Source organism: Campylobacter sp. BCW_4332, assembly GCF_001763175.1.
Taxonomy (GTDB): domain Bacteria; phylum Campylobacterota; class Campylobacteria; order Campylobacterales; family Campylobacteraceae; genus Campylobacter_D; species Campylobacter_D jejuni.
This window is the reverse complement of sequence record NZ_MJYF01000061.1, coordinates 24,649-48,059: the sequence shown is the minus strand read 5'-3', so window position 1 is coordinate 48,059 and position 23,411 is coordinate 24,649. Positions and strand designations below refer to the sequence as shown.

24 protein-coding genes and 1 pseudogene are annotated in these 23,411 nt (G+C 30.5%); 15 read left to right on the top strand and 10 right to left on the bottom strand.

Annotated features, from left to right (window positions below; translation table 11 throughout):
- The first annotated feature begins 71 nt into the window (after positions 1–71).
- From selA to AJN64_RS06450, 4 genes are read left to right on the top strand one after another with little or no spacing between them, the layout of a single operon-like run.
- Positions 72–1,394, top strand: coding sequence for an L-seryl-tRNA(Sec) selenium transferase (gene selA, locus AJN64_RS06465; RefSeq protein WP_070274868.1), 1,323 nt, complete (start codon positions 72–74; stop codon positions 1,392–1,394).
- Entirely contained in the window at positions 1,391–3,196 is a 1,806-nt protein-coding gene (gene selB, locus AJN64_RS06460; protein WP_002893949.1) for a selenocysteine-specific translation elongation factor, read from the top strand. Before selA ends, selB begins: the two co-directional genes overlap by 4 nt.
- Before the next feature lie 48 nt (positions 3,197–3,244).
- Complete coding sequence (locus tag AJN64_RS06455; protein WP_053872851.1) at positions 3,245–3,955, top strand: thioredoxin fold domain-containing protein; 711 nt, start codon at positions 3,245–3,247, stop codon at positions 3,953–3,955.
- Between the two features lie 5 nt (positions 3,956–3,960).
- Positions 3,961–4,491 carry a hypothetical protein gene (locus AJN64_RS06450; protein ID WP_070209801.1) on the top strand — a complete coding sequence of 177 codons (531 nt, stop codon included), beginning with the start codon at positions 3,961–3,963 and terminating at the stop codon, positions 4,489–4,491.
- 44 nt (positions 4,492–4,535) lie between these two features.
- Here AJN64_RS06450 and fldA read toward each other — a convergent pair whose 3' ends face one another.
- From fldA to AJN64_RS06435, 3 genes are read right to left on the bottom strand one after another with little or no spacing between them, the layout of a single operon-like run.
- Positions 4,536–5,027, bottom strand: coding sequence for a flavodoxin FldA (gene fldA / locus AJN64_RS06445; RefSeq protein ID WP_002855629.1), 492 nt, complete (start codon positions 5,025–5,027; stop codon positions 4,536–4,538).
- Positions 5,027–5,722 (bottom strand): hypothetical protein, encoded by a 696-nt coding sequence (locus tag AJN64_RS06440; RefSeq protein ID WP_070243133.1) that lies wholly within the window; start codon positions 5,720–5,722, stop codon positions 5,027–5,029. The genes fldA and AJN64_RS06440 overlap by 1 nt, the downstream gene beginning before the upstream one ends.
- A gap of 2 nt (positions 5,723–5,724) precedes the next feature.
- Positions 5,725–6,039, bottom strand: coding sequence for a DUF2325 domain-containing protein (locus AJN64_RS06435; protein WP_002870622.1), 315 nt, complete (start codon positions 6,037–6,039; stop codon positions 5,725–5,727).
- 170 nt (positions 6,040–6,209) lie between these two features.
- On the opposite strand from AJN64_RS06435, the gene AJN64_RS06430 reads away from it, so the two are divergent.
- Both AJN64_RS06430 and AJN64_RS06425 read left to right on the top strand, forming a co-directional pair.
- Complete coding sequence (locus AJN64_RS06430; RefSeq protein WP_070292824.1) at positions 6,210–7,634, top strand: catalase; 1,425 nt, start codon at positions 6,210–6,212, stop codon at positions 7,632–7,634.
- A gap of 56 nt (positions 7,635–7,690) precedes the next feature.
- Complete coding sequence (locus AJN64_RS06425) at positions 7,691–8,161, top strand: Cj1386 family hemin-binding protein (protein ID WP_002862058.1); 471 nt, start codon at positions 7,691–7,693, stop codon at positions 8,159–8,161.
- On the opposite strand, the gene AJN64_RS06420 is transcribed toward AJN64_RS06425, so the two are convergent.
- On the bottom strand, positions 8,158–8,817 hold the full coding sequence (locus AJN64_RS06420; RefSeq protein ID WP_002862059.1) for a transcriptional regulator: 660 nt from the start codon (positions 8,815–8,817) through the stop codon (positions 8,158–8,160). The genes AJN64_RS06425 and AJN64_RS06420 overlap by 4 nt on opposite strands.
- Positions 8,818–8,983: 166 nt before the next feature.
- On the opposite strand from AJN64_RS06420, the gene AJN64_RS06415 reads away from it, so the two are divergent.
- From AJN64_RS06415 to feoB, 7 genes and pseudogenes are all read left to right on the top strand, one after another.
- A complete protein-coding gene (locus AJN64_RS06415; protein WP_002862060.1) occupies positions 8,984–9,346 on the top strand; it encodes a RidA family protein in 363 nt (120 codons plus the stop codon).
- A 3-nt stretch (positions 9,347–9,349) separates the two neighbouring features.
- Positions 9,350–10,789 (top strand): C4-dicarboxylate transporter DcuC, encoded by a 1,440-nt coding sequence (gene dcuC / locus AJN64_RS06410; protein ID WP_053872847.1) that lies wholly within the window; start codon positions 9,350–9,352, stop codon positions 10,787–10,789.
- A 12-nt stretch (positions 10,790–10,801) separates the two neighbouring features.
- Complete coding sequence (locus tag AJN64_RS06405) at positions 10,802–11,965, top strand: trans-sulfuration enzyme family protein (RefSeq protein WP_053872846.1); 1,164 nt, start codon at positions 10,802–10,804, stop codon at positions 11,963–11,965.
- Between the two features lie 9 nt (positions 11,966–11,974).
- On the top strand, positions 11,975–13,342 hold the full coding sequence (gene purB, locus AJN64_RS06400; protein ID WP_070292823.1) for an adenylosuccinate lyase: 1,368 nt from the start codon (positions 11,975–11,977) through the stop codon (positions 13,340–13,342).
- Positions 13,343–13,350: 8 nt separating this feature from the next.
- Positions 13,351–14,691: an MmgE/PrpD family protein gene (locus tag AJN64_RS06395; RefSeq protein WP_053872844.1), complete on the top strand. Its 1,341-nt coding sequence runs from the start codon at positions 13,351–13,353 to the stop codon at positions 14,689–14,691.
- 80 nt (positions 14,692–14,771) lie between these two features.
- Positions 14,772–14,996: a ferrous iron transport protein A gene (locus AJN64_RS06390; protein WP_002779147.1), complete on the top strand. Its 225-nt coding sequence runs from the start codon at positions 14,772–14,774 to the stop codon at positions 14,994–14,996.
- Positions 14,993–16,835: pseudogene (gene feoB, locus AJN64_RS06385) on the top strand (ferrous iron transport protein B). Before AJN64_RS06390 ends, feoB begins: the two are co-directional and overlap by 4 nt.
- Here feoB and AJN64_RS06380 read toward each other — a convergent pair.
- From AJN64_RS06380 to gap, 5 genes are read right to left on the bottom strand one after another with little or no spacing between them, the layout of a single operon-like run.
- Entirely contained in the window at positions 16,832–18,325 is a 1,494-nt protein-coding gene (locus AJN64_RS06380; RefSeq protein ID WP_070292822.1) for a hydrogenase small subunit, read from the bottom strand. The pseudogene feoB and the gene AJN64_RS06380 overlap by 4 nt on opposite strands.
- Positions 18,326–18,328: 3 nt before the next feature.
- On the bottom strand, positions 18,329–19,153 hold the full coding sequence (fabI, locus tag AJN64_RS06375; protein ID WP_053872841.1) for an enoyl-ACP reductase FabI: 825 nt from the start codon (positions 19,151–19,153) through the stop codon (positions 18,329–18,331).
- A gap of 3 nt (positions 19,154–19,156) precedes the next feature.
- Complete coding sequence (locus AJN64_RS06370) at positions 19,157–19,828, bottom strand: triose-phosphate isomerase (protein ID WP_053872840.1); 672 nt, start codon at positions 19,826–19,828, stop codon at positions 19,157–19,159.
- Complete coding sequence (locus tag AJN64_RS06365) at positions 19,825–21,027, bottom strand: phosphoglycerate kinase (RefSeq protein ID WP_002922780.1); 1,203 nt, start codon at positions 21,025–21,027, stop codon at positions 19,825–19,827. The genes AJN64_RS06370 and AJN64_RS06365 overlap by 4 nt, the downstream gene beginning before the upstream one ends.
- A 2-nt stretch (positions 21,028–21,029) precedes the next feature.
- Complete coding sequence (gene gap / locus AJN64_RS06360; RefSeq protein ID WP_053872839.1) at positions 21,030–22,028, bottom strand: type I glyceraldehyde-3-phosphate dehydrogenase; 999 nt, start codon at positions 22,026–22,028, stop codon at positions 21,030–21,032.
- A gap of 59 nt (positions 22,029–22,087) precedes the next feature.
- On the opposite strand from gap, the gene nadD reads away from it, so the two are divergent.
- Complete coding sequence (gene nadD, locus AJN64_RS09400; RefSeq protein WP_002862071.1) at positions 22,088–22,633, top strand: nicotinate (nicotinamide) nucleotide adenylyltransferase; 546 nt, start codon at positions 22,088–22,090, stop codon at positions 22,631–22,633.
- A 27-nt stretch (positions 22,634–22,660) separates the two neighbouring features.
- Positions 22,661–22,987, top strand: a complete 327-nt coding sequence (gene rsfS, locus AJN64_RS09395) for a ribosome silencing factor (protein ID WP_052804812.1) — start codon at positions 22,661–22,663, stop codon at positions 22,985–22,987.
- A gap of 30 nt (positions 22,988–23,017) precedes the next feature.
- Here rsfS and AJN64_RS06345 read toward each other — a convergent pair whose 3' ends face one another.
- Positions 23,018–23,395: a DUF1090 family protein gene (locus AJN64_RS06345; RefSeq protein ID WP_053872838.1), complete on the bottom strand. Its 378-nt coding sequence runs from the start codon at positions 23,393–23,395 to the stop codon at positions 23,018–23,020.
- Positions 23,396–23,411: the final 16 nt, after the last annotated feature.

Sequence of the window (23,411 nt, the reverse complement as noted above, 5' to 3'; positions counted from 1 at the left end):
CCTTAATCTCTTTAAAACATCATTTTATAAATTCTATGTTAAAATAACCAAATATTTTCTTAAGGCTTAAGATGAACAAATTTAGAACTTTTCCACAGATTAACACTCTTATTGAAGATGAGAGTTTAAAATCCTATCCTTTTTATATCAAAGCATTTTTTTGTAAAAAAGTTGTCGCAAAACTAAAAGAAAATTTTTCCCAAGATGAAATTTCTAAAGATAAACTACTTTTAGAAATCAAAAAAGAAATCAAAACTTTTTACCGCAAAGATTTACAAAGTGTGATTAATGCAAGCGGAGTGGTTATACACACAAACCTTGGCAGAAGTGTAATCCATGAAGAACTTTATGAAGCGTGTAAAGATATCATTTGTAATTATTCTAATGTAGAGTTTGATTTAGAAAATGGAAAAAGAGGCTCTCGCTATGCTTTGGTGTTGGAAAAACTTAAAATGCTTTTTGAATGCGAAGATGCTTTAGTAGTCAATAACAACGCTGCGGCAGTTTTTTTAGTGCTTAATTCTCTTTGTTATGATAAAGAAGTCATAAGCTCAAGAGGAGAACTTGTAGAAATTGGCGGAAGTTTTCGTGTGCCTGAAGTGATAAAAGCTGCAGGTGTAAAGCTTTGCGAAGTTGGAACTAGCAACAAAACACACTTAAAAGACTATGAACAAGCTATCAGCGAAAATACCGCTCTAATTTTAAAAACCCACAAATCTAATTTCGCTCTTATGGGTTTTCACAGTGAAGTAAATATAAAAGATCTACATGAACTAGCAAAAGAAAAAGGACTTTTGAGTTATTATGATCTAGGTTCTGGCTGGTGTGAAAATTTAAATGAAAAACTGATTAAAAATGAACCTAAAATCAAAAAACTCGTGCAAGAATGTGATATTTTAAGTTTTAGTGGAGATAAACTTTTTGGTAGTGTGCAAGCGGGCATTATACTTGGAAAAAAAGAACTCATAGAAAAGCTTAAACAAAATCAACTTTTAAGAATGCTAAGAGTGGATAAATTAACTCTATCTTTTTTAAACGAAAGCTTAAAAGCTTATTTGCAAAAAGATTATGAAAAAATTATTACCTTAAAACTTTTAAATGATGACTTATCCTTTATAGAAAAAAAAGCTTTAAGAGTACAAAAAGAATTAAATTTTCAAACCCAGCTTAAAAAAAGCAAAAGTTTAGTAGGTGGAGGTTCTATGCCTGATAAAAGTTTAGATACTTATATACTAACTTTTCAAGGAGATGCTTTAAAACTACAAACTCGATTTAGAAAAGAAAATATCATAGGACGCATTGAAAATGATGAATTTGTTCTTGATTTTAGAACTATACAAGAAAGTGAACTTCAAAAACTTATTCTTACAATCAATCAAATGGAAAACTTATGAAATCTGTTATTATAGGAACTGCAGGACATATTGATCATGGAAAAACTTCACTCATTAAAGCTTTAAATGGTTTTGAAGGCGATAGTTTAAAAGAAGAACAAGAAAGACAAATCACCATTAATTTAAGTTTTTCAAATCTTAAATTAAAAGATAAAAACATTTCTTTTATCGATGTTCCAGGACATAAAGATTTGGTTAAAACTATGGTAAGTGGAGCTTTTGGCTTTAGTGTTTGTTTGTTTGTTGTAGATATTAACGAGGGTTTAAAAGAACAAAGTTTAGAACATTTAGAAATTTTAAAAATTCTTGATATTAAAAATATTATTTTAGTACTTAGCAAATGCGATCTTTGTGAAAATATAGAGCAAAAAAGTGTAGAAATTTTAGAAGAGTTAAAAAATTTAGATTATCCCATTTTAAAAGTATTTCACACCAGTATAAAAAATAATCAAGGCATAGAAGAATTAAAAAATTATCTTTATACCATAGAAAACAAAGAAAACGATGAAGAACTGATTTTTCATTATTATATCGATAGAGTTTTTTCTCTAAAAGGCATAGGAACTGTCGTTACAGGCAGTCTTAATGAAGGAAGCATCACTTTAAATGAAAAAATCATCTGTTTAGACACTCAAAAAGAACTCATTGTTAAAAATATACAAAACCACGATACTAATTTAGAGCAAATCAAAGCTTGTAACCGTGTGGCTTTAAGTTTAAATTGTGATTATAAAGAGTTAAAAAAAGGTTATTTACTAAGTAAAAAAGGTTATTTTAAAGCCTTTAAAGAATGCGATGCTTTAGTTAAAGCAAAAAATTTACAAAATAGCAAAATGATTTTTTGCGTGGGTTCAAGACAAATAGAATGCAAAATAAATATATTAAAAAAACTAGAAAATGATGAATTTTTTGTGCATTTTAGTTTTGATAAAAATGTATTTTTAAGTTTTGATGAGGCTTTTATTTTATTACAAAACAATCGTGTTATAGGTGGTGGTAAGGTTTTAAATCCTTTAAGCGAACCTTTAAAAAAAGAACAAAAAAATAAATTTTTAATGTTTTTGAAAAATAAAGATTTTAAAGCAGCTTTTTCTTTCTTAAAAGACGCACATAAATACGGCTTTGGTTTGCTTTCAAGCTATCAAAGATTTAAACTCTCTCATCAAAAAGCATTGAAATTAGCAAAAGAATTAAATCAAGTATTTGTTGATGAAAAAAATCTTAATGTATATCATTTACAAAGTCTAGAAGAAATTAAAAATTTCATCAAATTCATACTTGAAAAAAATCCTTATGCCATGCTTTCAGCACATTCTTTAGCTTTAAGGATTACTTGGGCAAGTGAAAATTTTTGCGAACTCGGACTTAAAGAAATGTCAAATTTATTGGATTTTCAAAATGGAATTTATTTTAAAAAAGGCATAGATTTTGAAAAACTTCAAGAAAAAAATAATAATCAATTATATGAAATTTTAAAAAAACAAGGTATTAAACCCGAAGCTCCTTATAATCTTTATGATTTTTTAGAACTTGATAGAAAAAGCGGAGATAATATACTCAAAAAACTTACCCAAAAAGGCTTGGTTGTAAGACTTTCACACAATCTTTTTATAGAAAAACAAGCTCTTGAAAAACTTATGCAAGAATGTTTAAATTTATTAAAAAATCAAAGTCTTGATGTGCAAAGTATGAAAGAATATTTCAATCTTTCAAGAAAATATGCTATTGCTTATTTAGAATACTTAGACAAATTTCCTCAAGTAAGCAAAGAAGCTGAAAAAAGATTTTTAACAAACATTTAGAAAATCATTATAGAATTAAACATAATTTATTTAAAGGATTTATAAACTATGAAAAAATTAAGTTTAATTCTTGCCTGTTCAGCATCTTTGTTTGCTGCAAGTAATTCAGAAATTAGTGATTTTTATTCAAAAAGCATTAAAGCACAATTTCCAAATGCTACCGTTAGTGTATCAAATCGTCAAAAGGTTGGTAATACGGGTTTTGAAAGTGTTATTGTAAGCGTTGAATTAAATGGACAAAAACAAGAAAACATTCTTTTTACAAAAGATAGTCTTATTACCCCTGATCTTATCGACTTGAAAACGGGAATTTCTTATGCTCAAGAATATGAAATGAAAAAATTTCAAGAAGCAAGAGAAAATTTTACAAAAAATGCTAAAGCTGTAGCACAAAAAGAAACCATGGTAATAGCTTTGGGAGATAAAAATAAACCTACAATTTATGTTTTTTCAGATCCTGAATGCCCTTATTGTAGAGAACATTTAGCTCAAATTGATGATGAACTTAAAAACTATCAAGTTAATTATATTTTAACTCCAGTACATGGAAAATCTGCTTTTGAAAAATCCGCTCTAATCTACAAAGAAGCAAAAAAAGCAAAAAATGATAAAGAAAAAATCGCAATTTTAAACAAATACTATGATGCAAATATCAAAAATTATCCAAAAGTAAGTGATGCAGAATTAAAAGAAGTTTTTTCCTTATATGAAAAATATCGCTCATTAGGTCTTAGCGCTACTCCAACTATTATTAAATAAACCTAATGTCTAAATTTGCTTTAATTTTAAGCTTTTTTATAGCACTCTTTATGAGTGCTTGCACCAATGCAACTTTCATACAAAGCTTTATTCAAACAAGCAATGAAGGCATTTTTATCAGATCGCAAAAACAACAAAGTTTTAAAATTTCCTTTCAAAATCCTAGCCAACTTCGAACTACTTTGGATAGAGATTTGGCTTTAAAACTTAAAAATTTAGGCTTAAAAGAAGTAAAAGAGAATGCAGATTATGAAATTTTAATCAATCTTGTAGATATGAAAAAGCGTTCTTATGCTCAAAAAATCACAACTTCAGCAAGATTTTTTTACGATTTTGATCCTTTCGAAAGTGATGGAGAATGGATGGTAGAAAACTACTATACTATGCAAGTTAATTTACAAATCAACTCTAAAAATTACAATTCTCAAAAAACAAGTCTTCTTGCAAGAACAGCTTATCTTGGAAATAAAGAACGCTGTCAATTATCTTTAGAAAATAAAATTATAAATCAAATAGTGAGTTTTTTTTATTTTTAAGAAAAGACAATCAAGAGTATAAAAACTCTTGATTTTAAGAATTATTAAGCAAAATAAGGTTTGATTTGTTCTACCCAAGCATCAATTCTTGATTCAGTTTGATCTTCTTGATTATCATTGTCAAGAGCAAGTCCAACAAATTTACCATCTACAACCGCATCGCTTGCTTCAAATGTATAACCATCAGTTGAAACTTCTCCTACCAAATTTGCACCTGCATCTTTTAAATTTTGAGCTAATTTACCCATGCCGCCACAAAAAGTGTCAGAATAACTTTCACTATCACCCATACCAAATACAGCTACAGTTTTTCCACCAAGACTAAGCCCTGAAAAATCAAAACCATCCCAATCATCTTGTAAATCACCACTTCCCCAAGTTGAAGTTCCACAAATTAATTTATCGTAAGAATTCATTTTAGCCGCATCAATATCTGAGATATTAAAAACATCGCTAATTCCAAGTTTTGAAGCAATTGTATTAGCCGCTCCTTCTGTATTTCCCATAGCACTACCATAGATTACTGCTACTGACATTATTTTCTCCTTATAATTTGATTTGATATTTTATACGGAACTAATTTTAACATAGTTTTGTTTAAATCACACAAAAAATGTTTTATTTCAATAAAATGTGTGAAATTTTTGTTACGCGGACAAACAATATAAAATTTTTCAAAATTATTTTCTTTTATTAAATCCAATAATCCATGAATTTCATTTTCAATTTTTAAATTATGTATATTAATCTCTTTGCAAAGTGGTAAAATTGCAAATTTCTTATCTATTATAATAAGATCACCATCTTGATCTATATTTTTTCCATTATTTTGAAAAGAAACCTTATCATAAACATAAGAGCTAAATAAAATTTGCGCATCAAAACAAATGCCATAAAGATAAATTCTTAAAAGTCTTAAAAGATCGATATTCTTAGATATTTTAGTATTAAAAATTAAGCTTTTTCTTTTTTGAAAATAGAAAGCGTATGTATTAAGCTTGATATTTATATTTTGAATCTTACCAAATGAAACATGCATTATATCATGTAAAAAATTTCCAAATATCATTTTTAAACTCTTGGTATTTTTTGCATATAAAAGAGGAATTTTTAGAGCGCTATCAACACTCGCATTATATTGAGTTAAAAAAGTCAACATAAGCTCTTGATTGTTTAAATAGCGATAAATTTGCGGTATAAATTCTTGCTTATCATCAAATCCAAATAACATCTTTAACCTTTATAGCAAGAAAATTCTTTATTAAGATTAAAAATTTTACAATATTCACAATACACACAACTTACACTTCTTTTTGCACAAACTAATGGAATTTTACGCTTTTTAGCTTCACTTTTGATTTTTTTCATAGTATTATGATTTAAAAAGCTTGTTAACATTACTATACATTCTGTATCACAAGGAATCGGCTTGCGATTAACTCTATTTTCATTACGCGCATCCCAGTGTTCTATTTTTTTAGCACCTAAATCATGTAAAACAGCTCTAATAGGAGTGATTTCATCTGCACCAATAACCAAAACTGACATAAATTCTCCTTTGTGATTTTTAAAATATATTTTGATAATTATTATTATAATATAAAAAAACTAAATTTATTTTGAAATTTATTATTAATAAAATGCAATTATTCAGTTAATTTTAATTTTTAATAGATATAATTTACTAATTAATAAATTTTATTATTTAGGAGAAAACAATGAAAAAATTGACTAACGATTTTGGAAACATTATAGCTGATAACCAAAATTCATTAAGCGCAGGCGCAAAAGGACCTTTACTTATGCAAGATTATCTTTTACTTGAAAAACTTGCTCATCAAAATAGAGAAAGAATTCCAGAAAGAACCGTTCATGCTAAGGGAAGTGGAGCTTATGGCGAAATAAAAATTACAGCAGACTTAAGTGCTTATACCAAAGCTAAAATTTTTCAAAAAGGCGAAGTTACTCCATTATTTTTACGCTTTTCAACAGTAGCAGGTGAAGCAGGTGCAGCAGATGCTGAACGCGATGTGAGAGGTTTTGCTATTAAATTTTACACCAAAGAAGGAAACTGGGACTTGGTAGGAAATAACACTCCGACATTCTTCATCCGTGATGCTTATAAATTCCCTGATTTTATCCATACTCAAAAAAGAGATCCAAGAACACATTTAAGAAGCAATAATGCTGCTTGGGATTTTTGGAGTTTATGTCCTGAAAGCTTACATCAAGTAACCATTCTTATGAGTGATAGAGGAATTCCTGCAAGTTATCGTCATATGCATGGATTTGGAAGCCATACTTATAGTTTTATTAATGATAAAAATGAAAGATTTTGGGTGAAATTCCATTTTAAAACCCAACAAGGGATTAAAAATCTTACCAACCAAGAAGCTGCTGAGCTTATAGCAAAAGACAGAGAAAGCCATCAAAGAGATCTCTATAATGCTATAGAAAATAAAGATTTTCCAAAATGGAAAGTTCAAGTTCAAATTCTTGCTGAAAAAGATATAGAAAAACTTGGATTTAATCCTTTTGATTTAACAAAAATTTGGCCTCATAGTCTTGTACCTTTGATGGATATAGGCGAAATGATTCTAAACAAAAATCCTCAAAATTATTTCAATGAAGTTGAACAAGCTGCCTTTAGTCCAAGCAATATCGTTCCTGGAATTGGCTTTAGCCCTGATAAAATGTTGCAAGCTAGAATTTTTTCATATCCTGATGCACAAAGATATAGAATAGGAACTAATTATCATCTTTTGCCCGTAAATCGTGCAAAAAGCGAAGTGAATACTTACAATGTCGCTGGTGCTATGAATTTTGATAGTTATAAAAATGATGCAGCTTATTATGAACCAAACAGCTATGATAATAGCCCAAAAGAAGACAAAAGCTATCTTGAACCTGATTTAGTCTTAGAAAGCGTAGCACAAAGATATGCTCCACTAGATAATGACTTTTATACTCAACCAAGAGCTTTATTTAATCTTATGAATGATGATCAAAAAACTCAACTTTTTCATAATATCGCCGCTTCTATGGAGGGAGTTGATGAAAAAATTATCACTAGAGCTTTAGAACATTTTGAAAAAATTTCACCTGATTATGCAATAGGAATTAAAAAAGCTTTAGAAAAATAATTTTTACTTGCCACTTTTGGTGGCAAACTAAAGATTATAATAATTAAGGAAAAACAATGACAACTCTTAGCTTAGAAGAAGAAAAAAGATTTGAAGAGCTTTGCAAAATGGCTTTTAATTTTGCAAGAAATAATGAATGCGAAAATCTTAAAATCATGATAGAAGCAGGTTTAAATGTAAATTTAAAAACTCATAAAGGAGATAGCTTGCTTATGCTTGCAGCTTATAATAATTCTTATGAAAGTGCTAAAATGCTTTTAGAAAAAGGTGCAAAAGTAGATGAAAAAAACGATCGTGGACAAACCCCATTAGCAGGAGTTTGTTTTAAAGGATATTTACCTATGTGTGAACTTTTAGTTAAATATGGAGCAAATATTGACGAAAACAATGGTTTAGGAATGACACCTTATACTTTTGCTATTATGTTTGGACGCAAAGATGTGGCAGAATTTTTACTCAAAAAATCTAAAAATAATTTTTTAAAGAAAATGAGCCTAAAAATACTAAAATTTATCAAAAAATTTTAGTATTTTTTAAATTTCTTCAGATACCTATAAACACTAGGTTCTGAAATTTTTAAAAATTTTGCTACGATAGGAACCGCTCCTTTTATATTAAAAATACCTTTTTCATATAGCTTTTCAGCAATTTCTTCTTTTTGAGTAATACTTAATTGATAATCAGAATTTAAATAACTAGAATCTACACTTTGAACTAAAATATCCTCTATCGAGTGACTTAATGTTTCTATGTTTGAATCATTTTGAGAAAAACTAATATTTCCTAAAATATCACCCATATCTCCAATTTTTTCTAAATCAATCATCTTGCATATTAAATCTCTCATAATGCTAGTATCATGATTGATACACAAAATACCTACTAATTTATCATGATTTTTAATAAAAAAAGTAGATCCTCTAATTAATTTTGATTTTCCAACAAGAGCCTTATAATCACATAAAAAATCTTTTTCTAAATATTTTTTATTTTGCATAAGCTCACTTGCAAAAGCAGTCAAGGGAGAATCTAAACTTCTCCCACTAATGTGATTATTAGCAATTGCCGCAATATAAGCTCCATCTTCAGTAATTACATGAAACACTATCTCATATTGCTCACCTAGGACTTCTCCTAAAAAATATGTCAACTTTATAAATTGTTGTTTTTGTCCCTCATCCATAAAACCGCCTTCAATAAAAATTAATATAATATTAAATTCTACTCTTTATACTTTAAAACATTTCTTAAAAATAAAATTTTATTATTATAATAATAAACTATTGACAAGTTATTATTGTAGTGATAAAATTCACTCTGCTTAATCTATATTCAACAAAGGAGAATTCATGTCAAACTATCCAAAAGCTATTGGTCCATACTCAGCTTACAGAGAAGCAAATGGACTTTTATTTATATCAGGACAACTTCCTATCAACCCTGATTCAGGCGAAATAGAAAGCCATGATATCAAAGAACAAACCAAACAATCTTTGAAAAATATCGGTGCTATTTTAGAAGAAAATGGTATCAGTTATGATAAAGTGATTAAAACCACTTGCTTTTTAGCTGATATTAATGATTTTATAGCATTTAATGAAATTTATGCTGAATTTTTTAAAGATCCTTATCCAGCAAGAAGTGCTTTTGCGGTAAAAGATCTGCCAAAAAAAGCTAAAGTAGAGATAGAGATTATCGCTCAAAAAGGCTAAAATATGCTAGGTATTGTTTTATCTCTATTTAGCATTTTTTTACTTGTTTTTATGCTTTATAAAAAAATCAATGCTCACATGGCATTGCTTTTAAGTGGCTTGCTTTTACTTTCCTTAGCTGCTATTTTTGGACTTTCTCCACACATTGTTACCAAAGATTCTTTAAATTTAGGTTTTTTTGATATTTTTCAAGTTTTTAATCAAACCATGTCAAGTACATTAGCAGGGCTTGGACTTACACTTATGACTATAGCAGGTTTTTCTGCTTATATGGATCATGTAGGGGCTTCTTATGCACTTTTTAAAGTTTTTGAAAAACCTTTAAAAGCCGTAAAATCTCCTTATGTTTTACTCATAGTTGCTTATTTTATCGTGCAATTTTTAGTTCTTTTCATCCCTTCTCACGCAGGCTTGGCACTTTTACTTATGGTTACTATGTATCCTATACTTGTACGCTCTGGTGTTTCAAAACTTTCTGCCTTAAGTGTGATTGCTATTTGTCAATATATCGATCATGGACCTGGAAGTGGAAATGTGATCATGGCCTCAGAAAAAGCTGAAGTTGATCCTGCAATTTATTTTGTTCATTATCAACTCCCTACAACCTTGCCTATCATTATAGCTGTAGGTATTGCAATATATCTTTGCAATAAATTTTTTGACAAAAAAGATAATTTTGTCTTCAATGCACAAGAAATTGAAAAAGAACTAAATGAAAATGAAGGCAAAGAAAAAGAACTTAAAAAGCCTCCTAGAATTTATGCGATTTTACCTATAATTCCTTTGGTTTTAATCCTAGGATTTAGCTCCGTGCTTGATAGCATCTTGGTTTTAATGGGAATAAGTAGCGCTGAAGAAGTTAAAGCAGCTGCTAGTACCGCAATTAAAATGAATGTTCCAGTAGCAATGGTGATTTCAACTTTTGTGGCTATTATTTTTGAAATGATACGCTATAAAAGTATAGTAGAAACTCTTAATTCTATTATGATTTTCTTTAAAGGAATGGGACATTTATTTGTTATCACAGTTTCACTCATCGTTTGTGGTCAAGTATTTGCAAGTGGTCTTTTATCTGTAGGTTTTGTAGATACTTTAATAGAATTTTGCAAAAATGCAGGATTTGGAGTTTTGGCTATTATTATCGTCGTTTCAATCTTGCTTGCAGTTTGTGCTTTCTTAATGGGTTCAGGAAATGCAGCATTTTTTAGTTTTGCTCCACTTATCCCAAATATAGCAAAACACTTTGGAGTTGAAACTATCACCATGATAGCACCAATTCAAATCATGACGGGCTTTGGAAGATGTGTTAGTCCTATTGCACCAGCGATCTTAGCTATCTCAGCTATTGCAAGAGTAAGTCCTTTTGCCGTGGTTAAAAGAACAGCTATTCCTATGCTTGTAGCAGCTATTGTAAATGTTATTATGACTTATATCTATCTTTAAAAAGGATAAAAAATGAACTCAAAAACTAAACTTATTCATTGTGGCAGAGGCGATCAAGGCGCTGAAGTAAGATCAGTCAATCCTACACTTATGCGTGCATCAACCATACTTTTTAAAGATCACGCAACTTGGCAAAAATACAGAGAATTAAGAAAAACAGATCGTGTTTTAAGTTATGGAGCTAGAGGAACAACAACTAATTTTGAACTTGAAAAACTTATTTGCACTCTAGAGGGTGGCTATAGAGCACAACTTTTCCCAACAGGACTTGCAGCATTAGCTATGGTGCTTTTAAACTATGCAAGCAAAGATGCACATTTTTTAATTACTGATGCAATTTATGGGCCTGTAAGAACGATTTGCGAATTATTTTTAAAAAAAATAGGTGTTGAAATTGATTTTTTAAAAGCTGATGCAAGTGATGTAGAAGAAAAAATCAAACCTAATACCAAGCTTATCTTATGTGAAAGTCCAGGTTCTATACTTTATGAAATCATAGATTTACCAAAACTTTGCAAAATTGCCCATGCGCATAATATCCCTGTAGCCATTGATAATACTTATTCTAGTGGATATTTTCTAAATCCTTTAGAACTTGGAGTGGATATTTCAGTTATCGCCGCTACAAAATATCTTAGCGGACACTCTGATGTAACCATGGGTATAGTAGTAATCAACGAAAAAGAATGGAAAAATTTTGACAAACTTCCAGAAGCTTTAGGCTTTACAACAAGTCCTGATGATGCTTACTTAGTACTTCGTGGTATGAGAACACTAGATGTGAGAATGAAAGCTCATGAAAAAAGTGCTGATGAAATTGTAGAGTTTTTACAAAACAGAAAAGAAATTAAAACAATTTTCTATCCAAAACTTAAATCCCACCTAAATCATGAAATTTTCATGCGTGATCATAAAGGTACAAATGGTATGATTACCATAGAATTTGCAGAAGGTTATAGCAAAGAGGATGCTATTAAATTTGTAGATAAACTAGAATACTTTTCAATTGGTGCTAGCTGGGGTGGATATGAAAGCTTAGCCACCGTAACTACTCCACCTAGAACTGCAACAAATTGGAATGCAAGAGGGCCATTTGTAAGATTTCATATAGGTCTTGAAGATACTAAAGATTTAATTGCTGATTTAACACAAGCTTTTGATAGTATTAAAAAATAAGGAGATAAGATGACAGGAATTAGCGTATTTGATCATAGATTACTAGCAGACTCATGGAGCACGCAGGAAATGCGTGCTATTTTTTGCGAACAAAACCGCATACAAAAATGGCTCGATGTTGAAGCAGCTTTAGCAAAAGCACAAGCAAAACTTAAAATTATCCCGAAAAAAGCAGCTGATGAGATCGCAAAAAAAGCTCATTATAAATTTATGGATATGGACTTTATCTTTGCTGAATTTAAAAAGACTAAACACCCTTTAGTTCCTACTGTAAGAGGATTAGAAAAAGCTTGCGATAATAATTTAGGAGAATATGTACATTTTGGAGTAACCACTCAAGATATCATCGATACAGGACTGGTTTTACAATTTAAAGAAGCAATGACTCTTATAAAAAGCGAATTAAAAGCTATCGCAAAAGCCCTAGCAAAACTAGCTAAAACCCATAAAAATACTGCTATGATGGGAAGAACTTTAGCACTTCAGGCTTTGCCTATTACTTTCGGACATAAAGTGGCTATTTGGTTAAGCGAACTTGAGCGTCATTTTGAAAGAATACTTGAGCTTGAAAAAAGACTTTATGTAGGCAGTATAGTAGGCGCTGTAGGAACTAAAGCAAGTTTAAGTGATGAGTGCAATGAGGTAGAAAAACTCACTTTAGAAAATTTAGGACTTGATGTGCCTAATATTTCTTGGCAGAGCGCACGTGATCGCTTTATAGAACTTGGTTTTGTACTAGGTAATATCAACGCAACCTTTAACAAAATCGCTCATGAAATTTTAATCCTTTCGCATAATGAAATTGATGAAGTTGCTGAACCTTTTGGTAAAGGACAAGTAGGATCAAGCACTATGCCACACAAAAGAAATCCTGCAGTAAGCGAAAATGCAGTTACAGTAAGCAATGCCTTTAAAGCAAATTTAGCCATTTTAAGCGATATTGAAAGACATGAACATGAAAGAGATGGTCAAGTTTGGAAAATGGAATGGAAGCTTTTACCTGAAATGTTTTTAATGCTTTCTGTGGTTTTAGCAAACATGAAATTCGCTTTTAGCGATTTAGAAGTAAAAAAAGATAAAATGCTTAAAAATTTAAATACTCTTAATGGTTTTGTTTTAGCAGAGCGTGTTATGTTTGCATTAAGCGATCATTATGGAAAACAACATGCCCATGAAATTGTTTATGAAAATGCTATGCTAGGTATCGAAAAACAAAAAACCTTTAAAGAAGTTTTACTTACAGATAAAAGAGTATCTAAGGTATTGAAAGAAAAAGAAATCGATGCTTTACTTGATGCAACAACCTATGTAGGATATGCACCAAAACTTGTAGATGAATTTTTGGCAAAAATCAAAAATAGCGCTATCTTAAAATAGGAAAAATCATGTTCTATAGTGAAATTTTAGCGGATTTTATTTTCAATCTTAAATATGAAAATATCCCTAATACAGTTGTTCAAAGGGCTAAAGAGCTTATGCTTGATAGCCTTGGAACAGCTATAGCAGCAAGCAAAGAAGAATGTGTTTTAAATGCTTTTAAAGCTTTTGAAAATTTAAGCACAGAAAAAAATACTCCTATTTGGGTAAATGATCAAAAATTAGATCCTATATACGCAGCCATGCTAGATGGCATTGCTTCTCATGCGTTAGATTTTGACGATACACATACAGAAGCGATTTTGCATGCAAGTGCAATTTTAACTCCACTTTGTTTAAGTTATGGTTTTCATGTTAGCAAAGATGCAAAAAAAATCATCAAAGCTTTTATAGTAGGCTGGGAAATTGCAGCTAGAGTAGGTATTGCAAGTAAAGGTACTTTTCATAAACGTGGTTTTCATACTACTGCTATTGCAGGAATTTTTGGAAGCGTGAGTGCAAGTGCAATCTTGCTAGATCTTAACAAAGAACAAATCATCAATGCTTTAGGACTTGCAGGAAGTTTTGCAAGTGGGGTTAATGAGTTTTTATCCAATGGATCCAATTCAAAAGTTTTACATATTGCCAATGCTATTAAAAACGGCATTATGGTAGCTCATTTTGCTAAAAACAATATGAGTGGACCTTTGAGTATTTTTGAAGGTAGGGATAATATCTTTAAATGTTTTGGTATAGAAGAAGAATGCGATAAAACAGAACTTAGCAAAGCCTTAGGAGAAATTTGGCAAACTATGCAAGTTTCAATCAAGCCTTATCCAAGTTGTCATTTTGCTCATGGGCTTATTGATTGTGCCATTGCTTTAAAAAATGATGGTTTAAAAGCTGATGAAATTAAAAGTATTCATTGTTTTGTAGATGAAGTTCCTATTTCTTTTATCTGCGATCCTTTGGAAGTAAAATACACTCCAAATAGTGCTTATGAAGCTAAATTTTCGATGCCTTTTTTAATGGCTCTAGGATTCTTTGATGGTAAAATCACTCTTGAATCTTATGAAAATTTAAAGCGTGAAGAAGTACTAGAATTTGCTAAAAAAATCAGTTACGAAAAAAGAAAATCTCAAGGCTTTCCAAAATATTTTCCAGGACATTTAGAAGCCAGTTTGCAAGATGGACGTATAATCCAAAAAGATGTTTTTATCAATAAAGGTAATTTTGATAATCCACTAAGTTTTGAAGAATTAAAAGCTAAATTTTTAGCCAATGCACAAATTTACCTTGATAATGCTAAAGCTAACAAAATTCTAGATCAAATCATCAATCTAGAAAATTTAAACCGCTTTTCTTTTTAAATATTAATCCTTCTTTTTACAAGAAGGATATTTCATTACACTTTTTTATTATAATATTTATTATTAATTTAGGAATTACAATGACTTTAAACGAGTTAAAAGATGGACAAAAGGCTATTATTGTCAATTTAAACGCTCACAAAGAACTCAAAAATAGACTTTTAAGCTTTGGATTTATTAAAAATAAAAACTTGAAAAAAATTCACTCCTCTTTAAAAAATGCCACCATAATGGTAGAACTTGATACAAGTTGTGTTATCCTAAGATCTGATGAAGCTAAAACCATAGAAGTGAATCTTATATGAAAAAAATCAAAATAGCCCTTGTAGGTCAGCCTAATGTAGGCAAAAGTCTTCTTATTAATGCGCTTTGCAAAGCTAATATGAAAGTAGGAAATTTTAGCGGAGTTACTATAGAAAAAGCAAGCGCAAAAACTTTTTACAAAAACTATGAATTTGAAGTCATTGATTTACCAGGAACTTATTCTTTAGATGGATATAGCGAAGAAGAAAAAATCACACGTCATTTTTTAAATCAAAATGACTATGATGTTATTGTTAATGTTTTAGATGCCACCAATTTAGAACGTAATCTTATCCTTAGTGCAGAACTTTTAAGCCTTAATAAAAAAATGCTTTTAGCTTTAAATATGTGCGATGAAGCCAAAAAAAGAAGGTATAGAGCTTGACACTTCTGTTTTAAGCCAAGAATTTCAAAGTCAAGTTGTTGAAATTTCAGCAAAAACAAAAGAAAATTTAGAACTTTTGCTGCAAAAAATTATTATTTTATTTGAAAATAAATTTATTCCAAGATCCCAATTTTATACTCCGCTTTGCGAAAAAAGTCCAGAAAAAGAAGATTTATTATATTTTATTAATGAACTTTCAAAAAAAATTATTACACACAAAAAAGAAGAAAGAAATTTAACCAAAAAAATCGATGCCTTACTTATCCATAAATTCTTTGGCTTGCCTATATTTTTATTTTTAATGTGGCTTTTATTTCAACTCACCTTTAGCTTAGGACAAATTCCTATGGATTATATAGAATCAGGCTTTAATGCCTTAGGTGAATTTGTTAAAAACAATATTTCTAATACCTTTATCGCTTCAGCTTTGGCTGATGGGATTATCGCAGGTGTTGGCGCTGTGATACTTTTTTTACCTAATATAATGATTTTATTTTTAGGCATAGCTCTTTTAGAAACCACAGGCTATATGTCAAGAGTAGCTTTTTTACTTGATGGGATTTTACATAAATTTGGTTTGCATGGTAAAAGTTTTATTCCACTAATCACTGGCTTTGGTTGTTCGGTACCTGCTTTTATGGCTACACGCACTCTTAAGAACAAAAGAGATAGGCTTTTAACTCTTTTTGTGATCAATTTTATGAGTTGCGGGGCAAGACTTCCTGTATATGTGCTTTTTATCGGTGCTTTTTTTCCAAGTGAAAAAGCAGGAAATTATCTTTTTGGAATTTATATTTTAGGTGCGATTTTAGGACTTTGTGCTGCAAAATTTTTAAGAATGACAGCATTTCGTGGACTTGATGAACCTTTTGTTATGGAAATGCCAAAATATCGTATGCCAAATTGGCATTTAGTTTGGTTTATGGTTTATAATAAAGCCAAAATGTATCTTAAAAAAGCAGGAACTTTCATACTTTTGGCCTCTTTGCTTATATGGTTTGCTAGTAATTTTCCAAAAAGTGAAGAAAATTTAAATGATTTTAATACTCAAGAAAGAGCTATAGAACAAAGCTATTTAGGACAATTTGGCAAAGGTATAGAACCTATTTTTAAACCCCTTGAGTTAGATTGGAAATTAAGCGTATCTTTAATCAGTGGTTTGGCTGCTAAAGAAGTGATGATTTCAACTATGGGAGTGCTTTATTCACTAGGAAAAGATGTAGATGAAACAAATAATGATTTAAAAGGAATTATCGCTAAAAACATACCTATACCAAGTGCAGTGGCTTTTATTTTATTTGTAATGATTTATAATCCCTGCTTTGCAGCAACTATAGTTTTTTCAAAAGAAAGTGGAAAGCTAAAATACACTCTCTTTCTCTTTCTTTTTACCTGCACAAGTGCTTATATAGTAGCTTTTATAGGGCTTCATATTGCTAAAATTTTATTAAATTAACTTGCTTTTAATGATGAAATTTTAGTAATATTATCTTCAAAAGCTTTTAAAATACTATAAGCAATACCTTCAAAATCAAGCCCACCGCAAAGATAGATTAAAGTCATACGAAAAGATTTACTCACATCAAGCTTTGGTTTTTCAGCGTTTATATTTAACTTAAAATCATAAGGACTTGCATGTTTAAAAGCATAATTTTTTGCCGCAATTAAAAAATCATTCTTATCTTTTAAAAATGCGCCTTTAACCAAAATAAAACTCATCTCAAGATATTTCCAAAAATCTTTTGAAGGCATAGGATTTTCATCAAAATTTTGTTCTATAAAAGCATAGTTTTTTTCAAAGGATTTTTTATAATTTTCTACAAGCAAAGCACCTAATTTATTTTTAGCTATATTTTGTAAAATAAGTTTTATATTGCTTTCAAATTCAAAATCTATTTGTTCTAAAATTTTAATTTGCTCTTCTAGAAAAAATTCTTGTTTTAACTCTTCATTGCAAAGTTTAGCGTAAGAAAAAATATTTGCCATAGGCTTTTCATAATTCCCAAACTCATCCCAAAAATTTTTCTCACTACAGGCTATACAACCATGTCCTGCAGCCACTGGCCAAGAAGTTTTAGCATTGAATTTCACTTTAGGACAGTTGTTGTAAGTATAAGGTCCTTTACAACCTATCTTAAATAAACAAGCTCCATTCTTTGCAGCTTCATCGTCAAAATGTTCAGCAAAAATCCCACTTTCAAATTTCGCCTTTCTTTCACACATATCATGCAAACATTTACCATAAGCCCACACAGGACGATTTTGCTCATCAAGTTCAGGCAAAACTCCAAATAAAGCAAAAAAACTTAAAGTCGCAATGATATTTACATCACTTGGAGGACAACCTGGGATATTTACTACTTTTTGACTTAAGACTTCACTAATACCACAGGTTTTACTAGGATTTGGATAAGCAGCCTGAATACCACCATAACTTGAACAAGTACCCACTGCAAAGATAGCCTTGGCTTTAGCAGCTAGTTTTTCTAAAATTTCATAGCCACTCTCTCCTTGTGCTCCTATAGTAAGAAAAAAGGTATCAATGGCTGCAACACCACCTTCAACCGCTAAAATAAAATCTTCTTCTAAAACATGCTCTAAAAGTTCTTCAGCCTTAGTGCCATTTGCCGCCATTAAAGTTTCATGATATTCTAAAGAAAAAAAATCAAAAATAAGCTCATCAAAACTTGGCAACTTAGAACGCAACAAACTCTCGCTACACCCTGTACATTCACAAAGATGAAGCCATACTAACTTTGTTTTAGGTGTGATTTGAAAAAATCTTTGAGCAAGAGCTGGAATTTCATTGCCTAAAGATAAATGCCTAGCAAGAATTTTTACACTTTCTTCATTGATAACCTTGTCCTCTTTTAAAGTAGAATTCTCAAGTTTTTTAATGCGATCTTCAAGTATATTTTTTAATTCTTCATTGCTAAGCTTTGCCATTTTTTATCCTTTTTGATTATCCCAACAAAGAACAGTTTGCCCTTCTTCATTTTTTTCAACATCACCCATGCCCATGATGTTGTATCCTGCATCAACATAATGTATTTCACCTGTAACACCATTTGCTAAATCGCTAAGTAAATACATAGCCGAATTTCCTACATCTTCTATACTAACATTGCGTTTTAAAGGAGAATTGATTTCATTGTATTTTAAAATCATTCTAAAATCCCCTATTCCACTTGCTGCCAAAGTTTTAATAGGACCTGCTGAAATAGCATTAACACGAATTCCTTTTACCCCTAAATCTCTTGCTAAATAACGCACAGAACTTTCAAGTGCAGCTTTTGCTACACCCATAACATTATAATGAGGCACATATTTAACCCCACCAAGATAACTTAAAGTCAAAATCGAACCCTTATCTTTTAAAATAGGTAAAACCGCACGTGTTAAAGAAAGTAAAGAATACACAGAAGTTTGCATAGCTATATCAAAAGCATCTTTTGAAGTTTCTAAAAAAGAATTTTCTAAAGCTTCTTTTGGAGCAAAAGCAACCGCATGTACTACAAAATCAATCTCACCTAAATCTTTTTTGATTTTTTCAGCGATAGAATCTAAATGCTCGTTATTATTTACATCAAGCTCATAAATAAAATCAGAATTAAACTCTTGTGCTATAGGTTCTACGCGTTTTTTTAAAGCATCATTTAAAAAAGTAAAAGCGAGCTGGGCTCCTTGATCAAAACATGCTTTTGCTATGCCATAAGCAATAGATTTATTATTTGCAACCCCTACAATAAGGCCTTTTTTACCCTTCATAATCATCTTTTATCCTTTGATTAATTTTATAAAATTTTCTACTTTTAACGCTGCAGAGCCTATTAAAACTCCACCACAATGTTTTACACTTAAAATTTCTTTGATATTATTTTCATTCACACTTCCACCATAAAGCAAAGGTGCCTTAGTTAAACTCGCTAAAAATTCAAGCACTTTAGCGATATCTGTACTTTGTGCACTCACTCCCGTTCCTATAGAATAAATAGGCTCATAAGCGATGATGAGTTTTTCATAATTTAAATCAATAATTTCAAGTTGTTTTTTTAAAAACTCTAAAGTCTTGCCTGAATTTTTTGTATCTAAATTTTCACCTATACAAAAAACAATTTTATAACCATGCTCTTTAGCAAAATCAAATTTAGCCTTAATAAATTCTTCATCTCCTAAAGCTCTTCTTTCAGAATGCCCAATTAAAACACATTTGATCCCAAATTCGTCCAAATGCTCTTTTCCAAGCTCTCCTGTAAAAGCACCATTAACACAAGGATAAAAATTTTGCGCTCCTTGTATGAAGTTATTTTCATTTTCTAAAAATGCTACACTAGGTGGGAAAACGATAATATCATCACATTTTGCTCCCATAGTTTTATTTAAAATTTCAGCATAAATTTTAAAGCTTGCTCTTGTGTGATTGCATTTTAAATTTGCAGCAAAGATCATTCATTTTCCTTAGATCTTAAAGCTTTTACGCCTGGAAGTTCTTTACCTTCTATAAGTTCAAGAGAAGCGCCACCTCCAGTGGAAATAAAAGTCATCTCATCTGCATCGCCTGCGCGCGCAACCACATCAGCCGTATCACCGCCTCCAACAACAGAAGTTGCATGTCCTTCGCTGATATAATGACTCATTTTAATACTGCCTTTTGAAAATTTATCAATTTCAAAAACACCCATAGGTCCATTCCACCAAATCGTTTGCGCATCAGAAATCACCTCTTTAAAAAGTCTCACACTTGCAGGTCCTATATCTAAACCCATCCAACCATTTGGAATTTCTTGCGCTGGAACAAATTTCATCGGCGCATCTTGTGAGCACGCAGGAGCGGCTACAACGTCTACTGGAAGATAAATTTTCACTCCTAAATTTTTACCCTTGGTAAGAATTTTATTAGCTTCTTCTAAAAGTTCTTCTTCTAAAAGCGAATTTCCTATATCATAACCTAAAGCTTTTAAAAAAGTAAATGCCATACCTCCGCCTATGATTAATTTATCTACCTTTGGTAATAAATTTGTCAATGCTTGAAGTTTTCCACTTACCTTTGAACCTCCAACAACAGCAACAAAAGGACGTGCTGGATGTTTGATAAGATTGCTTGCAAAATCAATTTCTTTTTGGAGTAAAAATCCTGCACCTTTGTGTTTTTCATCAAAGAATTTAGTAATAGCCTCCACACTAGAATGTGCTCTATGACATACTCCAAAAGCATCATTGACATAAACTTGAGCCATAGAGGCAAGTTCTTTGGCTAAATTTTCATCATTTTTAGTTTCGCCTTTTTCAAAACGCAAATTTTCAAGAAGTAAAATTTCACCCGCTTTTAAATTCATAGCTTTGGTTTTTGCATCTTCGCCGATAACATCTTTTGCCATAATAATTTCTTTATCTAAAAGTCTAGCAAGACGCTTAGCCACAGGTTCTAAAGAATATTTAGAGCTAATTTCTTTTGGACGCCCTAAATGAGAGGCTAAAATCACACTACAACCATTATCCAAACAGTATCTTATCGTAGGAATAGCTGATCTTATGCGTCTATCATCAGTGATGTTTAAAAAATCATCTTGAGGAACATTAAAATCACATCTTATAAAAACTTTTTTCTTAGCTAAATCAATATCTTTTATAGAAATAATATCACTCATGATTAAGCCCTATTTGCAATATATACTGCCATATCTACTAGACGACTTGAATAGCCCCATTCATTATCATACCAAGCAATTACCTTGATGAAATCATCCATAATCGCTTGAGTTAAATCACTTGCCACAATTGCTCCATAAGAACAAGTGATAAAATCACTTGAAACTCTTTCATCATCATCTACCATTAAAATGCCTTTTAAATTTGTAGTTGCAGCTTTTCTAAAAGCTTCATTGATTTCATCTTTGCTGACTTTGCGGCTTAGTTGCGCAGTTAAATCCACGCTTGATACATCAATCACTGGCACACGCATACTTTGTCCGTGAAGTTTGCCATTAAGTTCAGGCATAACAAGTTTCATAGCTTTTGCTGCACCTGTAGAAGTTGGAATGATATTTTGTGCTGCAGCACGAGAACGGCGTTTATCTTTAGCTTTAGCATCAATAATACTTTGTCCATTTGTATAAGCATGTATTGTTGTCATAAGTCCTTTTTCGATGCCAAAATTATCTTGTAAAACACGACAAACAGGACCTAAACAATTTGTTGTACAACTTGCATTAGAAATAATGCTTTCACCCTTGTAAAGTTCTGAATTTACTCCTAAAACATAAGTAGGTGTATCATCTTTTGCAGGAGCACTCATGATCACTTTTTGCACTCCCATATCTATAAATTCTTGACATTTTGCGATGGTTAAATGCGCCCCTGTGCATTCTAAAACAATTTGTGCCCCGTATTTTGCAAAGTCAAGATCTTTTACATTGCGACTTTTAAATACTTTGATTTTTTTACCATTTACCACTAAATCATCGCCTTCACTATCAACACTGCCTTTAAATTCACCATGTACTGTATCGTATTTAAAAAGGTATTTTGTAAGTTCAATATCCGTAGTATCATTTATCGCCACAAGCTCAATATCATTTCTTTCTAAGATGATTCTTGCAACACATCTGCCTATGCGTCCAAAACCATTTATAGCAACTTTTACAGCCATTTAATTTCCTTTTGCAAAATATAATGTTAATATTCTACAAAAAAAAGGTTAAAATTTTAATGAAGATAGCACTTTTTGGTGGCAGTTTTGATCCGCCGCATAATGGTCATAATAGCGTTGTTTTAGAGGCTTTGGAAAAATTAGATATTGATAAGCTTATTATTATGCCTACTTATATCAATCCTTTTAAACAAAGTTTTAGTGCTGATGAAAAGCAAAGATTCTTATGGGTTAAAAAACTTTGGGGGCATTTGCCAAAAGTTGAAATTTGTGATTTTGAAACCAAGCAAAAACGCCCTGTTCCTAGTATAGAAAGCGTTAAGTATCTTTATAAGCTTTATAATCCTAGTAAATTTTATCTTTTAATCGGAGCAGATCATTTAGAAAAACTTCATCTTTGGCATGATTTTGAAAAACTTAATTCTTTAGTAGAATTTGTTATTGCCAATCGCAATGATATAGAAATTCCTAAGAATTTCAAAGATTTAAAAACCGATAAAAAAATCGCTTCTTCTTTTATACGCAATACTTTAAATACAAATGAAGTTTGTGAAGAAATTAAAGATGAAGTAAAAAAATATTATGAAAAATTACAAAAAAATTGATACAATTTCAAAAATTAAAGGAAAAGAATGCAAGAAAGAATAGATTTAATCGTTAAAATTTTAGATGAAAAAAAAGCTGAAGATATCAAAACCATTGACATGAGTGAGCAAGAATACTTTGTAAAATATGTCATTATCGCAGCTACTTTAGGAGAAAGACACGCTCTATCTTTGATCGATGAGCTTAAAACACAACTTAAAACCAAAGGTGAGGAATTTTTAAACATAGATAGTAGTGAAGAATGGAGCGTGATTGATCTTGGTGATATTTTAATCCATCTTTTAACACCAGAACACAGAGGAATTTATAATATAGAAGAATTATTAGAAAATCTTAAAAAAGGTAGGGTTTAAAAAGGCTAAATTTAATTAGCCTTTTAATTTTTAGAGATTATCAATATATTCTTTAATTTCTTTTTTGATTTTCTCTTTTTGTTCTTTTAAAGCTTCTTTTTTAGCTTTATACTCGGTCTTACTCATATAATCTTTTTGTTCTTTTAAAGCATCAAGTTCTTTTTCGATTTTTTCCACTTCTTGTTCTTTAAGTTTTTTAGCTTCTAACTTTTTATCATAAAACATAGGATCTTTAGCACAATCATTTTGCACTTGTTTTAAAGCAAGCTCCAAGCTTAAAGTTCTAGCTGTATCATTATGCGCTTTAGAAAAACTGATTTCTTTATTAATACGATCAATTTTTTTATCGCATTCACTTACACCAAAAGCAAAGGCACATAGCGTAAGTAGAATAAGTATTTTTTTCATTTTTAATTCCTTTTTA

Excerpts from the sequence above, each read along its gene's own strand:
- selA (WP_070274868.1), top strand. The coding sequence starts at position 72 with ATGAACAAATTTAGAACTTTTCCACAGATTAACACTCTTATTGAAGAT.
- selB (WP_002893949.1), top strand. The coding sequence starts at position 1,391 with ATGAAATCTGTTATTATAGGAACTGCAGGACATATTGATCATGGAAAA.
- AJN64_RS06455 (WP_053872851.1), top strand. The coding sequence starts at position 3,245 with ATGAAAAAATTAAGTTTAATTCTTGCCTGTTCAGCATCTTTGTTTGCT.
- AJN64_RS06450 (WP_070209801.1), top strand. The coding sequence starts at position 3,961 with ATGTCTAAATTTGCTTTAATTTTAAGCTTTTTTATAGCACTCTTTATG.
- fldA (WP_002855629.1), bottom strand. The coding sequence starts at position 5,027 with ATGTCAGTAGCAGTAATCTATGGTAGTGCTATGGGAAATACAGAAGGA.
- AJN64_RS06440 (WP_070243133.1), bottom strand. The coding sequence starts at position 5,722 with ATGTTATTTGGATTTGATGATAAGCAAGAATTTATACCGCAAATTTAT.
- AJN64_RS06435 (WP_002870622.1), bottom strand. The coding sequence starts at position 6,039 with ATGTCAGTTTTGGTTATTGGTGCAGATGAAATCACTCCTATTAGAGCT.
- AJN64_RS06430 (WP_070292824.1), top strand. The coding sequence starts at position 6,210 with ATGAAAAAATTGACTAACGATTTTGGAAACATTATAGCTGATAACCAA.
- AJN64_RS06425 (WP_002862058.1), top strand. The coding sequence starts at position 7,691 with ATGACAACTCTTAGCTTAGAAGAAGAAAAAAGATTTGAAGAGCTTTGC.
- AJN64_RS06420 (WP_002862059.1), bottom strand. The coding sequence starts at position 8,817 with ATGGATGAGGGACAAAAACAACAATTTATAAAGTTGACATATTTTTTA.
- AJN64_RS06415 (WP_002862060.1), top strand. The coding sequence starts at position 8,984 with ATGTCAAACTATCCAAAAGCTATTGGTCCATACTCAGCTTACAGAGAA.
- dcuC (WP_053872847.1), top strand. The coding sequence starts at position 9,350 with ATGCTAGGTATTGTTTTATCTCTATTTAGCATTTTTTTACTTGTTTTT.
- AJN64_RS06405 (WP_053872846.1), top strand. The coding sequence starts at position 10,802 with ATGAACTCAAAAACTAAACTTATTCATTGTGGCAGAGGCGATCAAGGC.
- purB (WP_070292823.1), top strand. The coding sequence starts at position 11,975 with ATGACAGGAATTAGCGTATTTGATCATAGATTACTAGCAGACTCATGG.
- AJN64_RS06395 (WP_053872844.1), top strand. The coding sequence starts at position 13,351 with ATGTTCTATAGTGAAATTTTAGCGGATTTTATTTTCAATCTTAAATAT.
- AJN64_RS06390 (WP_002779147.1), top strand. The coding sequence starts at position 14,772 with ATGACTTTAAACGAGTTAAAAGATGGACAAAAGGCTATTATTGTCAAT.
- AJN64_RS06380 (WP_070292822.1), bottom strand. The coding sequence starts at position 18,325 with ATGGCAAAGCTTAGCAATGAAGAATTAAAAAATATACTTGAAGATCGC.
- fabI (WP_053872841.1), bottom strand. The coding sequence starts at position 19,153 with ATGATTATGAAGGGTAAAAAAGGCCTTATTGTAGGGGTTGCAAATAAT.
- AJN64_RS06370 (WP_053872840.1), bottom strand. The coding sequence starts at position 19,828 with ATGATCTTTGCTGCAAATTTAAAATGCAATCACACAAGAGCAAGCTTT.
- AJN64_RS06365 (WP_002922780.1), bottom strand. The coding sequence starts at position 21,027 with ATGAGTGATATTATTTCTATAAAAGATATTGATTTAGCTAAGAAAAAA.
- gap (WP_053872839.1), bottom strand. The coding sequence starts at position 22,028 with ATGGCTGTAAAAGTTGCTATAAATGGTTTTGGACGCATAGGCAGATGT.
- nadD (WP_002862071.1), top strand. The coding sequence starts at position 22,088 with ATGAAGATAGCACTTTTTGGTGGCAGTTTTGATCCGCCGCATAATGGT.
- rsfS (WP_052804812.1), top strand. The coding sequence starts at position 22,661 with ATGCAAGAAAGAATAGATTTAATCGTTAAAATTTTAGATGAAAAAAAA.
- AJN64_RS06345 (WP_053872838.1), bottom strand. The coding sequence starts at position 23,395 with ATGAAAAAAATACTTATTCTACTTACGCTATGTGCCTTTGCTTTTGGT.